Origin of the sequence: Mesorhizobium sp. M1295 (assembly GCF_040318135.1) — a bacterium.
Taxonomy (GTDB): Bacteria; Pseudomonadota; Alphaproteobacteria; order Rhizobiales; family Rhizobiaceae; genus Mesorhizobium.
Window position 1 is genome coordinate 230,381 of record NZ_JAMYLU010000004.1, and the last position, 12,143, is coordinate 242,523.

Annotated in this window: 13 protein-coding genes; 4 read left to right on the top strand and 9 right to left on the bottom strand. The window is 63.5% G+C overall.

Annotation, left to right across the window (positions count from 1 at the left end; translation table 11 throughout):
- Positions 1 to 13: 13 nt before the first annotated feature.
- The 5 genes from NKH29_RS08480 to NKH29_RS08500 form a co-directional block, all read right to left on the bottom strand.
- Positions 14 to 934 carry a pirin family protein gene (locus tag NKH29_RS08480; RefSeq protein WP_352999379.1) on the bottom strand — a complete coding sequence of 307 codons (921 nt, stop codon included), beginning with the start codon at positions 932 to 934 and terminating at the stop codon, positions 14 to 16.
- Positions 935 to 943: 9 nt separating this feature from the next.
- Entirely contained in the window at positions 944 to 1,210 is a 267-nt protein-coding gene (locus tag NKH29_RS08485) for a DUF2277 domain-containing protein (protein ID WP_352999380.1), read from the bottom strand.
- A 109-nt stretch (positions 1,211 to 1,319) separates the two neighbouring features.
- The gene (locus NKH29_RS08490; protein ID WP_352999382.1) at positions 1,320 to 1,571 is read right to left on the bottom strand and encodes an exodeoxyribonuclease VII small subunit; all 252 of its coding nucleotides are present in this window, start codon (positions 1,569 to 1,571) and stop codon (positions 1,320 to 1,322) included.
- Between the two features lie 3 nt (positions 1,572 to 1,574).
- Positions 1,575 to 2,501, bottom strand: a complete 927-nt coding sequence (locus NKH29_RS08495) for a histone deacetylase family protein (RefSeq protein WP_352999383.1) — start codon at positions 2,499 to 2,501, stop codon at positions 1,575 to 1,577.
- A gap of 125 nt (positions 2,502 to 2,626) precedes the next feature.
- Complete coding sequence (locus NKH29_RS08500; protein ID WP_352846054.1) at positions 2,627 to 3,280, bottom strand: TetR/AcrR family transcriptional regulator; 654 nt, start codon at positions 3,278 to 3,280, stop codon at positions 2,627 to 2,629.
- A 118-nt stretch (positions 3,281 to 3,398) separates the two neighbouring features.
- Here NKH29_RS08500 and NKH29_RS08505 point away from each other — a divergent pair, with 118 nt between their 5' ends.
- Positions 3,399 to 4,622, top strand: a complete 1,224-nt coding sequence (locus tag NKH29_RS08505) for an MFS transporter (protein ID WP_352846051.1) — start codon at positions 3,399 to 3,401, stop codon at positions 4,620 to 4,622.
- A gap of 59 nt (positions 4,623 to 4,681) precedes the next feature.
- Here the strand turns inward: NKH29_RS08505 and ribB are convergent, their stop codons facing one another.
- Together ribB and aroC are read right to left on the bottom strand one after the other, a co-directional pair.
- The gene (gene ribB / locus NKH29_RS08510) at positions 4,682 to 5,782 is read right to left on the bottom strand and encodes a 3,4-dihydroxy-2-butanone-4-phosphate synthase (protein ID WP_352483720.1); all 1,101 of its coding nucleotides are present in this window, start codon (positions 5,780 to 5,782) and stop codon (positions 4,682 to 4,684) included.
- Between the two features lie 98 nt (positions 5,783 to 5,880).
- On the bottom strand, positions 5,881 to 6,990 hold the full coding sequence (aroC, locus tag NKH29_RS08515; protein ID WP_352483721.1) for a chorismate synthase: 1,110 nt from the start codon (positions 6,988 to 6,990) through the stop codon (positions 5,881 to 5,883).
- 276 nt (positions 6,991 to 7,266) lie between these two features.
- Between aroC and NKH29_RS08520 the strand changes: the two genes are divergently transcribed.
- The gene (locus NKH29_RS08520; RefSeq protein ID WP_023716902.1) at positions 7,267 to 7,530 is read left to right on the top strand and encodes a DUF1344 domain-containing protein; all 264 of its coding nucleotides are present in this window, start codon (positions 7,267 to 7,269) and stop codon (positions 7,528 to 7,530) included.
- A 52-nt stretch (positions 7,531 to 7,582) separates the two neighbouring features.
- On the opposite strand, the gene NKH29_RS08525 is transcribed toward NKH29_RS08520, so the two are convergent.
- The gene (locus NKH29_RS08525) at positions 7,583 to 8,170 is read right to left on the bottom strand and encodes a histidine phosphatase family protein (protein WP_352937181.1); all 588 of its coding nucleotides are present in this window, start codon (positions 8,168 to 8,170) and stop codon (positions 7,583 to 7,585) included.
- 31 nt (positions 8,171 to 8,201) lie between these two features.
- Positions 8,202 to 9,020: an enoyl-ACP reductase FabI gene (gene fabI / locus NKH29_RS08530; protein ID WP_352937183.1), complete on the bottom strand. Its 819-nt coding sequence runs from the start codon at positions 9,018 to 9,020 to the stop codon at positions 8,202 to 8,204.
- Between the two features lie 440 nt (positions 9,021 to 9,460).
- Here fabI and NKH29_RS08535 point away from each other — a divergent pair, with 440 nt between their 5' ends.
- The gene (locus tag NKH29_RS08535) at positions 9,461 to 10,366 is read left to right on the top strand and encodes a tyrosine-type recombinase/integrase (protein ID WP_352792124.1); all 906 of its coding nucleotides are present in this window, start codon (positions 9,461 to 9,463) and stop codon (positions 10,364 to 10,366) included.
- Positions 10,367 to 10,370: 4 nt separating this feature from the next.
- A complete protein-coding gene (locus NKH29_RS08540) occupies positions 10,371 to 11,564 on the top strand; it encodes an IS91 family transposase (RefSeq protein WP_502911226.1) in 1,194 nt (397 codons plus the stop codon).
- The last annotated feature ends 579 nt before the right edge of the window (positions 11,565 to 12,143 follow it).

The following is a 12,143-nucleotide window of genomic DNA, read 5'->3' on the forward strand; positions in this document are numbered from 1 at the left end:
GCGGTAACGCGCATCAGCTTTCGGGCAGCGGGATGAACTCTTGCTCGTCTCCAGGAACGATATCGAAGCGGCCTGTCTTCCATTCTTCTTTCGCCTGTTCGATGCGTTCCTTTGAGGACGATACGAAATTCCACCAGATATAACGTTTCGAACCAAGCGAGGCGCCGCCAAACAGCATGAAATGGGCGCCGCTCTCCGATGAGACAACGATCTCATCGCCGGGCCGGAAAACCAGCAGCCGCTCGGCCGGGAAGCGGTCACCGGATATCGAAACCTCGCCTTCCAGCGTATAGATGGCGCGCTCCTCGGCATCGGCCGGGATTTTCACGCTGGCACCCGGCGCCAGCCTGAGATCGGCATAAAGCGTGTCCGAAGCGGTGGCGACCGGGGAGCGCAGTCCGGAAAACGCACCGATGACGATACGGCCGCTGACCCCCTCGGCATCGATTTCGGGCAGGCGCAGCGCCGCGGTGTTTTCGAAGATGGGCGCGACCTCCTCCTTGCCGTCCGGCAGCGCCAGCCATGTCTGCAGGCCGGAAACCGACATCGGCGCGCCGCGCAGTTCTTCCGGCGTCCGCTCCGAATGGACGATGCCACGACCGGCGGTCATCAGATTCACGTCGCCGGGCTGGATCACCATCTCGGTGCCGAGCGAATCGCGGTGCCTGATCTTGCCGTCGAACAGGTAAGTCACCGTCGACAGTCCGATATGCGGATGCGGACGGACGTCGAGCGCCTGGCCGGCCCGAAGAACTGCCGGACCCATGCGATCGAAGAAGATGAAGGGTCCGACCAGCCGGCGCCTGGCCGTCGGCAAGGCGCGGCGAACCTGAAATCCGCCAATATCCTTGGCGTTCGGAATGACCATCAGCTCGATCTGATCGCTGGCGAAGGCATCGCCCATCTGCGGATCGTTTCCGGGAAAGAAGCTCACGCGGTCCCCTCAGGCGAAGCGAAGTGCGGATTTGGCCTTCGCCTTGGCCGCCACCTCTTCGCGATTGCGCGGATGCTGCGTCGTCTCGAGGCTGTCGAGCAATTCGCGCGCCGAGGCGGCAATGGCCTCGACGGCATGGTCGAACGCATGCTGGTTCTGTTTCGACGGCCGCGCCGTTCCGCTCAGCTTGCGGACAAACTGAAGTGCGGCATCGCGGACCTCGTCATTGGTTGCCGGCGGATCGAAATTGAACAGGGTTTTGATGTTTCTGCACATCGTTCGCAATCTCCTCTCGTCCTGGAGCCGTTTCAAACGGGATGAGTTTTATCGTCAATCATGGTGATGTCCAAAGCCGGTAAGCACAATCGTCGTTCGAGGCCGCGCCTCAATCCGCATCCAACGGCTCTGTCCCCACCGGCTTGCCGTCGCGCGACAGCCTGATTTTCTCGACCTTGTCCTCGGCCGCCTTCAGCAGCCGGTCGCAATGCGCCTTCAGCGCCTCGCCGCGCTCGTAGATGCGGATCGACTGGTCGAGCGGCACGTCGCCGCGCTCCAGATCGTCGACGATCCTCTCCAGCGCGTCGAGCGCCTGCTCGAAGCTCATCGCCTTGATGTCCTCGTTGGTCTCACCAGCCATCGTCTATCCCTTCATCAGCCGCCCGACATGGGCGGCGACTGAAAATGCCAATCCCTGCAGATCGTAGCCGCCCTCGAGCAGGCTGACGACCCGATTGCCGCTAAGGCGCCCGGCGCGTTCGAGCAACTGGCCGGTCGCCCAGTCGAAATCATCCTCGGTCAGGTTGATCTCGGCCAGCGGATCGCGGTGGTGGGCGTCGAAACCGGCGGAGATGATGATAAGATCGGGCGCGAAATTGTCGAGCGCCGGCAGGATGCGCGACAGAAAGGCGTCGCGGAAAACATCACTTCCGCTCTGCGGCGCCAGCGGCGCGTTGACGATGTTGCCGGCGCCGGTTTCGCCCACAGCCCCGGTGCCGGGGTAAAGCGGCATCTGGTGCGTCGAGCAATAGAGCACCGACGGATCGTCCCAGAAGATGTCCTGCGTGCCGTTGCCATGATGCACATCCCAGTCGACGACGGCGACGCGGTCGGCGCCATGGTTCTTCTGCGCGTAGCGTGCCGCGATCGCCGCGGTGTTGAACAGGCAAAAACCCATGGAGGTCGTCTTTTCGGCATGATGGCCAGGCGGCCGTGCGGCAACGAAGACATTGTCGGCACGGCCGGTGAAGACGTCGTCAACAGCAGCGTTGGCAGCCCCGATCGCAGTCACGGCCGCTTGCCAGCTCTTTGGGCTGGCGGTGGTATCGGCGTCGATACGGGCGATGCCGGTGTCCGGTATCGCTGTGCGGACACGTTCGACGAATTCGGGCGGATGCGCGTAAAGGATGGTTGCCTCGTCGCCTTCCGGCGCCTGGACGCGATCGAGCGCCGCGAAGGCCTCGTCGTCAAGCACACGCTCTATGGCGCGCAAACGGTCCGGCCGCTCCGGGTGACCGGGCGGGGTTATGTGCTCGAGGAAAATCGGATGGGTATAAAGTCTCGTGACCATGCCCCGATATAGGCGCGCCTGGCCGCTTTGGCCATGTTTTAGCGTCTCGCTGGTGCGATGTTCAACAGGGTTTAAGCGGCCGGGGCCGGCTGGCGCGAGTCGCCAGATTGCCGGAAAGAACGACCTCAGGCTGGTGATTGATCAATCTCGGGCTGCATCGACGATTGCCGATCAGGCTGGTGCAGCCTGCCGGTCCAGTTGAGCAGCCCTTCCAGAAGAACCTTGAACGCCTTCACGGCCTTCTTCGACGTCGCTTCGGGATCGTTCGAATTTGCGATCCACTGCGCCGCATGCAGCGAGGCGCCGCTGACCAGCCTTGCCGCGGCTTCGGGATCGACGGCAAGAATGGTCCCCTCGTCGCTCAGTCTTTGCAGGCTCTCCGTCATCGAGCGGATGCATGTGCTCTGGCTTGGCCATTGCGATGGATCGCCGAGCACCGCCGGCCCGTCGCGAAGCACAATACGCTGGATCTCCGGCTCCAGCGCCATCTCGATATAGGCGGTGCATTCGTCGACAAAGCCCTGCCAGAGATTGTCCGGCTTGGCCGAAACGACCTTCAGCCGGGCCGACATTTCGGCGTCGATCTCGGCGATGACCGCCTGGAGAAGGCCCTTCTTGTCGCCGAAGTGATGATAGAGCGCACCGCGCGTCAGCCCGGCCGATGCCGTGAAATCATCCATCGAGGCTTCGGCATAGCCGAGCGTGCCGAAGGCCTGGCGTGCCGCGGCAATCAGTTTGCCGCGGGTCTCGGCAATCATCTCCTTGCGTGGTCTGTGCATGCTCTGGCCCTATTAACATACGCTTCGTAAGCCAATTGACATACGCCGCGTATGGTCTATTTAAACTCATACGTTACGTATGTAATCGCCGAACCGTCCCTTGTCCAGGAGCCAGACCATGCAAAATCCCTATACCCAGATCTTTCGCGCGCCCGGCGCCAAAGGCTTCGCCGCGGCTGGGTTCGTTGCCCGGCTGCCGATGGCCATGGCTCCGATCGGGATCGTTGCGATGCTGTCACAGACTGATGGCGAATACTGGCTGGCCGGCGCTGTCTCCGCGACATATGCGCTTGCCAACGCTTTCGTCGCGCCACAGGTATCGCGACTGGTGGATCGCCTCGGTCAGACGCGGATTGTGGTGCCGACCACCGTGATTTCCACGCTCGCTTTCGCGATCCTGATTGCGGCGGCCAATCAGCATTGGCCGATATGGACGCTGTTCGTGTCATCGCTGCTGGCTGCTGTCATGCCCAGCATCCCGGCAATGGTGCGCGCGCGCTGGACGGAGATCTTCCGCAACCGTCCCGAACTGAACACCGCGTTCGCCTTCGAATCGGCGGCGGACGAGCTGGTCTACATCGCCGGCGCATCGCTATCGGTGGGGCTGAGCGTCGCGCTTTTCCCGGAAGCGGGAGTGCTCGCGAGCACATTGTTCCTCGCCCTCGGTTCGACGGCTTTCATCCTGCAGCGTTCGACCGAACCGCGAGCCAGACCGGTGGAACATGGTTCGGGCGGTTCGGCAATCCGCCTGCGGCCTGTCCAGATCCTCACCTTGGCGCTGATCTTCATTGGCGCGACCTTTGCAACCACGGAGGTGAGCACAGTGGCGATCACCAAGGAGCTTGGCCAGCCGGGCGCCGCCAGCTTCGTTATCGGCGTCTACGCGCTCGGATCGTTCGTCGTCGGCATCATTATCGGCGCCCTGAACCTGAAAGTGCCGCTGCAAATTCAACTTGCCATCGCAATCGCCATCATTGCGCTTACCACGCTGCCGCTGCTCGTCGCCGACACCGTGCCGCTGCTGGCACTGGCCGTCTTCGTCAGCGGCGTGGCGATCTCGCCGACCTTCATCACGGCATTCGGTCTGATCGAGCGGCGCGTGCCCGAGGCGGTGCTGACCGAAGGCGTGACCTGGGTGATGACCGGCATTGGCATCGGCATGGCGCTCGGCTCATTCGCCGCCGGCTGGGTGGTGGACGCTTTCGGCGCGCAGAACGGGTTCTGGGTATCGGTGGCGTCGGGCACAATCGCATTGGTCATCGTGCTTGCCGGCCAGCGCAGCCTTGCCGCGCCGGATTGCGACATTGCAGCCTGCGACGCTGCTGCGGTCGCTGCGGAATAGCTTCCGGTGCGTCCGGCCCGAGGCGGGGGCCGGACGCATACCAGCATCGTGAGAACGGTCTAAAGAATCTCGGTCTTGGCGATGTGGATGCCAAAACCTTCGAGGCCGACATAATGGCGCTCGCGCGAGGCGATCAGATTGATCGAGGAAATGCCGAGATCCTTGAGGATTTGCGCGCCGAGGCCGATCTCGCGCCATTCGTTCTCGCGCCGGCGCGCCTCTTCATGGTCCTCGCGGTCGCCGGCAGCCGGCCGCTTGCGCTCCTGATGGGCGACGCCGACCGACCCTTCGCGCAGATAGACGATGACGCCGCGCTTGCGCTCACCCATCGCCTTCATGATGGCGTCCAGCCTGTGGCTGGTGCCGAAGACGTCACTCACCACGTCCTCGGAATGAAGGCGCACCGGCACCTCGACGCCGTCGCGGATATCGCCGAAGACGACCGCCACGTGATGCATGGAATCCCAGGGCAGCGTATAGGTAAAGACCTGCGCCTTGCCGCCGGGCGTCTCGATGTCGGAACAGGCGACGCGTTCGACCAGCGTTTCCTTGCGTTGCCGGTAGGCGATGAGGTCGGCAACCGAGATCTGCTTCAACCCGTGCTTTTCGGCGAAGGCCTGCACCTGCGGGCCGCGCATCACGGTGCCGTCATCGTTGACCAGCTCGGAAATGACGCCGACCGGCGGCAGGCCGGCGAGCTTGCAAAGGTCGACAGCGGCTTCGGTATGGCCCGAACGCATCAGTACGCCGCCCTCGCGCGCGATCAGCGGAAAGATGTGGCCGGGGCGCACGAAATCGGACGCGCCGACATTGTCATTGGCGAGATTGCGCACCGTCAGCGTGCGGTCGTCCGCCGAAATGCCAGTCGTGGTGCCGTGCTTGAAGTCGACGCTGACGGTAAAGGCAGTGGTGTGGGCAGAATCATTGTCGGCCACCATCGGCGACAGGTTGAGCCGCTTGGCTTCCTCGCGCGGCATCGGCGTGCAGACGATGCCTGACGTGTTGCGGACGATGAACGCCATCTTTTCCGGCGTGCAATGGACGGCGGCGACGATCAGGTCGCCCTCGTTCTCGCGCCCGTCATCGTCCATGACGACGACGATCTCGCCGCGCTCGAAGGCGCGCAGGGCTTCAACGATCTTCTTCTGGTCGTAAGGCATAAGCGCTCGTTTCACTCGCAGGGGAGTAGGGGAATAGGGCAGTACGGCAGTAGGGAAAAGGAAAAAATTGGCTGCTTGGCGTGCACCAACATACTCCCCTACTCCCCTACTCCCCTCCCTGTCTGTCCCCGATGCCGCAGATAATGATCGGCAATGGCGCAGGCAACCATCGCCTCGCCGATCGGCACGGCGCGGATGCCGACGCATGGATCGTGCCGGCCCTTGGTCATGATCTCGACGTCGTTGCCGTCCTTGTCGATCGACTTTCGCGGCGTCAGGATCGACGAGGTCGGCTTGACGGCGAAACGCGCGACGATCGCCTGGCCGGTCGAGATGCCACCGAGGATGCCACCGGCATTGTTGGACAGGAAGACCGGTTTGCCGTCATTGCCCATGCGCATCTCGTCGGCATTCTCCTCGCCGGTGATGCGGGCGGCCTCGAAACCGTTGCCGATCTCGACGCCCTTGACGGCGTTGATAGACATCAGGCCGGAGGCGATGTCCTGGTCGAGCTTGGCATAGATCGGCGCGCCAAGCCCCGCCGGCACGCCGTCGGCGACGATCTCGATGACCGCACCGACCGAGGAGCCCGCCTTGCGGATACCGTCCAGATATTTGGTGAAGACGGCGACCGACGCCGGATCGGGAGTGAAGAACGGGTTTTCGGCGTCACCGACGAAATTCCAGTTCCAGTTGGCGCGATCGATCGATCTTTCGCCCATCGACACTAGCGCGCCGCGCACCACCATGCCTGGCACGATTTTGCGGGCAAGCGCCCCGGCCGCCACTCGCGCCGCAGTCTCACGCGCCGAGGAGCGACCGCCGCCGCGGTAATCGCGCAGGCCGTATTTGACCTCGTAAGTGTAGTCGGCATGGCCCGGCCGGAACTGGCGGGCGATGTCGCCATAGTCCTTGGAGCGCTGGTCGACATTCTCGATCAGCATCGACACCGGCGTGCCGGTGGTGATCATCGTCTCCCCGTCCTCATCGACAATAAAGCCGGACAGGACCTTGACCTCGTCAGGTTCGCGACGCTGGGTCACAAAACGTGACTGGCCGGGGCGACGCTTGTCAAGTTCGGCCTGGATCTCGTCGCGAGTGAAGCGGATGCCGGGCGGACAGCCATCGACGACGCAGCCCAGCGCCGGCCCGTGGCTTTCGCCCCAGGTGGTGACGCGGAAGAGATGGCCGAACGTGTTGTGCGACATGGAACCAGCCCTGCCGGCGTCGGAGCCGGCCTAGCGCATGACCTCGAAAATCGGCGCGATTTTCGGAAAGGATCATGCGCAAAAAAATCAAAAGTGCTACAGCGTTCGTTGCGCGCCCAGGAGGACGCGGCGCTGCAGCTTGCCTTCTATTGGCGTTTTCCACAGTGGTCAAACTGTGATCCGGCGGATTTAGTTTTGACACATTCGATTGGTTTCTGCTCAGTTCCGTTCCGTTGGACCGAGCCGCTGTACCGGCAATGATTAAAGAGGACGATGATGCGTATCCTGATTGGCGCTGTTGCCGCCACGCTGTTGATTTCCACCGCCGCCTTCGCCGGCCAGACCGAAGGCCTGATCAAGAAGGTCGACAAGGACGCGCTGACGCTGACGCTGGACGACGGCAAGTCCTACAAGCTGAACGCCGAAACCGATCTCGATGCGCTGAAACCGGGCATGGACATCGTCCTCGCGTATGACGTGACGAATGGCGAGAACGTCGTCACCGACATGGAACTGCCGGACACCGGATCGACCGAGTAGGGCGCGTCGGTGCCGGCCCGACCTGGTCTCAACATACGCTACCTCATCGGTCTCAAAGCCACTCCAGGCGCCGGCCGTCCAGCCTGAGCACGCGGTCCTGCGGCACTTCCATGCTGACCGCATCTTGTTCGGACATCCCCAGCACCAAGCGGAACATTACGCGCATGACGCCACCATGGGTCACGCAGACCGTCTGGCGATCGAGCGCGTCGAACCACGGCTTCACCCGTTCGAGCAGCATCTGATAGCTTTCGGCGCCCTCGCCGGGCGGCTGGAAGTTCCATTTATCGAGGCGTCGGTGCCTGGTCGAACCGGGATCGTTCGCCTCGAGTTCGGCAAAGGTGAAACCCTGCCAGTCGCCAAAGCTCAATTCTACGAGTAGCGGCTCGGTACGATAGGTGTGCGGATCGAGCTTCATCGCCGCGCGCAGGCGCTCCATCGTCTCGCACGTGCGCCGCATCGGGCTGGCGACAAAGTCGAAATCTTCGGGCTTGTCGATGAGTTCGGCCAGCCTGCGCCCGTTGCGGCTAGCCTGCTCGCGGCCAAGCTCGTTGAGGTCGGTATCGGCCTGCCCCTGCAGCCGGGCCTCGGCGTTCCACGCCGTCTGGCCGTGGCGCACGATATAGACGAGCGGGTACATCAGGTCTTCCGGAAGAGGTCAGGCGGTGGCGTCAGTCCTTGACCGTCGAAATATCCGGCGCGTCGACCGCCTTCATGCCGACGACATGATAGCCGGAATCGACATGATGGATCTCGCCGGTGACGCCGCGCGAAAGGTCGGACAGGAAATAGACGCCGGAATCGCCGACCTCCTCCTGCGTCACCGTCTGCTTCAACGGCGAATTGTATTCGTTCCACTTCAGGATATAGCGGAAATCGCCGATGCCGGATGCGGCAAGCGTCTTGATCGGGCCGGCGGAGATCGCGTTGACGCGGATCTTCTTGGCGCCGAGGTCGACGGCCAGATAGCGCACGCTGGCCTCGAGTGCCGCCTTGGCGACACCCATGACGTTGTAGTGCGGCATCACCTTTTCCGCGCCGTAATAGGTCAGCGTCAGCAGCGAGCCGCCCTCGGTCATCAAAGGCTCGGCACGTTTGGCGATGGTGGTGAAGGAATAGACCGAAATATCCATGGTGCGCAGGAAATTGTCGCGCGTCGTCTCGACATAGCGGCCGGTCAACTCGTCCTTGTCGGAGAAGGCGATGGCGTGGACGAGGAAATCGAGCTTGCCCCAATGACTGGCGATATCGGCGAACACCGCATCGAGGCTGGCCGGGTCGGTCACGTCGCAATGGCCGGCGACATGCGCGCCCAGTTCCGCCGCAAGCGGCTCGACGCGTTTCTTGAACGCCTCGCCCTGATAGGTCAGCGCGATCTCGGCGCCGTGGTCGACACAGGCCTTGGCTATGCCGTAAGCGATCGAGCGATTGTTGGCGATGCCAAGGATAAGGCCGCGCTTGCCGGCCATAAGGCCCCGTCCACCCGCCATGTCAGCGCTCTCCGCAAGGTTCTCTACGTTGTGGAGTGCCTATCGCACAGCCACAGTGCCCCTTCAAGCGTTCAAAGCGGACAGTTCGGGGGACAAAGCCGTTGGTCTACAGAGCCGCGCATGCCTTGGACGCGCAAAGAATGCTGGAGCGCTTTGACCTTGCGGGCGTGGGCCAGTGGAAAAATCCGACACTTGGTATCGGTGTGGCATGGCGGAAGATGACCCTTTGGCGGAAGTTTCGTTGGCCAGCGGCCGAAGTCACGCTCATGCCCCCAAGCCGACTTCATGATTTGAGCTGTGGACGACCGGTTTGCGCCTAATGCACGAACCCGCTTCGCGGGAGTGTCGCCTGGTTCTGAGATGGCGCGGTATTCATAGGCCTTGAGCGGGTAGAGCCCGCGATCCGACCATGGAGTTCCCTTCAACGAGAGGAACTTGCCATGGCCACCTTGTCGACCGATGCTCCGACTACGCCGCTTCGCCAGCGCATGCAGCAAGATATGCTGATGCGGGGTCTGGGACCCCATACGCAGCAGGACTACGTTCGTCATGTCCGGCGCTTCGCCGCGTTCCTTGGTCGCGCCCCCGACACCGCGACGACCGAGGACATCCGACGCTTCCAGCTGCGCCAGCATGAGAACGGCCTGGGCCCGGCGACGATCAACGGTGCGGTCTCGGCGTTGCGATTCCTGTTCACGGTGACGCTGAGGCGGCGCGATCTGGCGCGCGCGCTGGTGGTCACGCGATATGCGCGCAAGCTGCCCGATGTGCTGAGCGTTGAGGAAGCGGCGCGGCTGCTCGAAGCGGCGCCAGGCATCAAGTACAAGGCCGCGCTCGGTGTCGCCTATGGCGCGGGCCTGCGCGTATCCGAGGTCGCGCATCTGAAGGTCGACGACATCGATTCGACACGCATGCTGATCCGCGTCGAACAGGGCAAGGGACGCAGGGACCGCAACGCCATGCTCTCGCCGCAACTGCTGGAACTGCTGCGGCTGTGGTGGCGCGAAGGCAAGCGGCGCGGGGTGATGCTCCCCCATGGCTGGCTGTTCCCGGGGCGCGGCTGCACAGCGCCGATCTCGTCGCGGCAGCTGCATCGCGCGGTCCAGGAAGCAGCCGAAGTCGCCGGCATCCGCAAGCGCGTCAGTCCGCACACGCTGCGTCACAGCTTCGCCACCCACTTGCTTGAGCAGGATGTCGACATCCGCGTCATCCAGGTGCTGCTCGGGCACAGCAAGCTCGATACCACCGCGCTCTACACCAAGGTCTCGACCCGGACGATCCACGCGGTCGCGGGGCCGCTCGACCGGCTGATGGCGCTGATGGAAGGCAAGACCCCTCCCGGCTGAACCGGTGCGGGCGGACCTGGAGGTCGCCGATATCTTCCGTGCTGCCGGCCCCGGATACCGGGTCGCCCATGCAGGGCATCTGAGCCTGCAGCAGCTCAAGGTCATGTCGGCGATCGAACACTGCCGCACCGCTGCATTGGGTGGTCATGTCGAAGCCTGTGCGGACTGCGGCCAATGGCGGATCGCTTACAACAGCTGCCGCAACCGGCACTGTCCCAGGTGCCAGGGCGCGGCCGCCCGTACATGGCTCGCCGAGCGCGAAGCCGACCTGCTGCCAGTCGGCTACTTCCACGTCGTGTTCACGCTGCCCGCCGAGGTCGCCGTCATCGCGTTCCACAACAAGGCGCTGGTCTATGATCTGCTGTTCAAGGCGGCATCGGAGACGATGCTGACGATCGCGGCGGATCCCAAGCACCTCGGCGCGCGCATCGGCATCACCGCCGTGCTCCACACATGGGGCTCGGCAATGACCCACCATCCCCATGTCCACATGATCGTGCCGGGCGGCGGCATCGCGCCGGACGGGTCACGCTGGATATCGTCGCGGCCGGCCTTCCTTCTCCCAGTCAGAGTACTGGGCAAGCTGTTCCGCCGTCTGTTCCTGACCCGGCTGGTCGCGCTGCACGACGCCGGTCGGCTCGCCCTCTTCGGATCGGCGGCACACCTGGCCGACCGTCGCGCCTTCCTGCGTCATCTGAAGCCTGTTCGCAGCAAGCGCTGGGTGGTCTATGCCAAGCCGCCCTTCGCCGGCCCCCAAGCGGTGCTCGCCTACCTGTCGCGCTACACTCACCGGGTCGCCATCTCGAACCGCCGCCTGATCGCCTTCGACGAGGCTGGAGTCACCTTCCGCTACAAGGACTATCGCCGCGACGGTGCCGAGCGCCAGCGCGCCATGACGCTTGCCGCCGACGAGTTCATCCGCCGCGTCCTGCTCCATGTCCTGCCGTGTGGGTTCCACCGCATCCGTCACTATGGGCTGCTCGCCAGCTCCGCCCGCAAAGCCAGCCTCGCACTCGCGCGCGAACTGCTGAACGTCGCTCCGCCGCCCCAAGACGACACTCCGGAAGAACCGGCTGACGTCCGCCCGCCTTGCCCCTGCTGCGGCGGACGCATGGTCGTCATCGAGAGGTTCGAACGGTGGTGCCAGCCTCGTGCACCGCCTGCCTCAAGAGCGCCGAACCGGGAGAACGCCCCATGACCCGGCATGGCCAAGTTGCTCGTACGACCGCGCCACGCCGACGCCGGTCAACGGGATGTTATGTGCACGTTGCCGTGGCGCCGGTCGTCACGCACACCAATCCCGTCGGAATCAACAATACACGCTCTGCGACCTGGCCCAGAAGCCGCTTCCACGACATGCCCACCGCATCCTATGCGGAAGTTCGCCCCAGGCGCTGGCACACCCCGAAACACAAATCCCCATAGCTCACCGCGTGCGGCACGCGGGTTCCTGCATGAGAGACTTTCGTACGCCTGACGGCACCCGAAACCCTTCAGCAATCTAAGACATTCCGGAGACGCGGCCCTATCCCGGAAGCGGACGTTGCCAGTGAGCGCGCTGGAGACGTGATTGCGCCAAACGTGGACCGCACGCGCGCTCCTCCAGCCGACACTCCTGTTAGGCTAGAGGCACCCCATTCCTGTCGTTGCAGCGAACTGAAAGCCCGCGTTGATGATCACGACTGGATTGCGAACGGATAGCAGACGGGTGGGCTAGGAACCCATTATGCCGTTGCCAATGGGACTATTCTAAGCCTTAGTGCTCACGATGGAGCTT

What these genes read in the sequence shown, in the direction of transcription:
- NKH29_RS08500 (WP_352846054.1), bottom strand. Translation starts at nt 3,280, where the DNA reads ATGCACAGACCACGCAAGGAGATGATTGCCGAGACCCGCGGCAAACTG.
- NKH29_RS08505 (WP_352846051.1), top strand. Translation starts at nt 3,399, where the DNA reads ATGCAAAATCCCTATACCCAGATCTTTCGCGCGCCCGGCGCCAAAGGC.
- NKH29_RS08485 (WP_352999380.1), bottom strand. Translation starts at nt 1,210, where the DNA reads ATGTGCAGAAACATCAAAACCCTGTTCAATTTCGATCCGCCGGCAACC.
- NKH29_RS08490 (WP_352999382.1), bottom strand. Translation starts at nt 1,571, where the DNA reads ATGGCTGGTGAGACCAACGAGGACATCAAGGCGATGAGCTTCGAGCAG.
- NKH29_RS08525 (WP_352937181.1), bottom strand. Translation starts at nt 8,170, where the DNA reads ATGTACCCGCTCGTCTATATCGTGCGCCACGGCCAGACGGCGTGGAAC.
- NKH29_RS08520 (WP_023716902.1), top strand. Translation starts at nt 7,267, where the DNA reads ATGCGTATCCTGATTGGCGCTGTTGCCGCCACGCTGTTGATTTCCACC.
- ribB (WP_352483720.1), bottom strand. Translation starts at nt 5,782, where the DNA reads ATGCCTTACGACCAGAAGAAGATCGTTGAAGCCCTGCGCGCCTTCGAG.
- fabI (WP_352937183.1), bottom strand. Translation starts at nt 9,020, where the DNA reads ATGGCGGGTGGACGGGGCCTTATGGCCGGCAAGCGCGGCCTTATCCTT.
- NKH29_RS08495 (WP_352999383.1), bottom strand. Translation starts at nt 2,501, where the DNA reads ATGGTCACGAGACTTTATACCCATCCGATTTTCCTCGAGCACATAACC.
- aroC (WP_352483721.1), bottom strand. Translation starts at nt 6,990, where the DNA reads ATGTCGCACAACACGTTCGGCCATCTCTTCCGCGTCACCACCTGGGGC.
- NKH29_RS08535 (WP_352792124.1), top strand. Translation starts at nt 9,461, where the DNA reads ATGGCCACCTTGTCGACCGATGCTCCGACTACGCCGCTTCGCCAGCGC.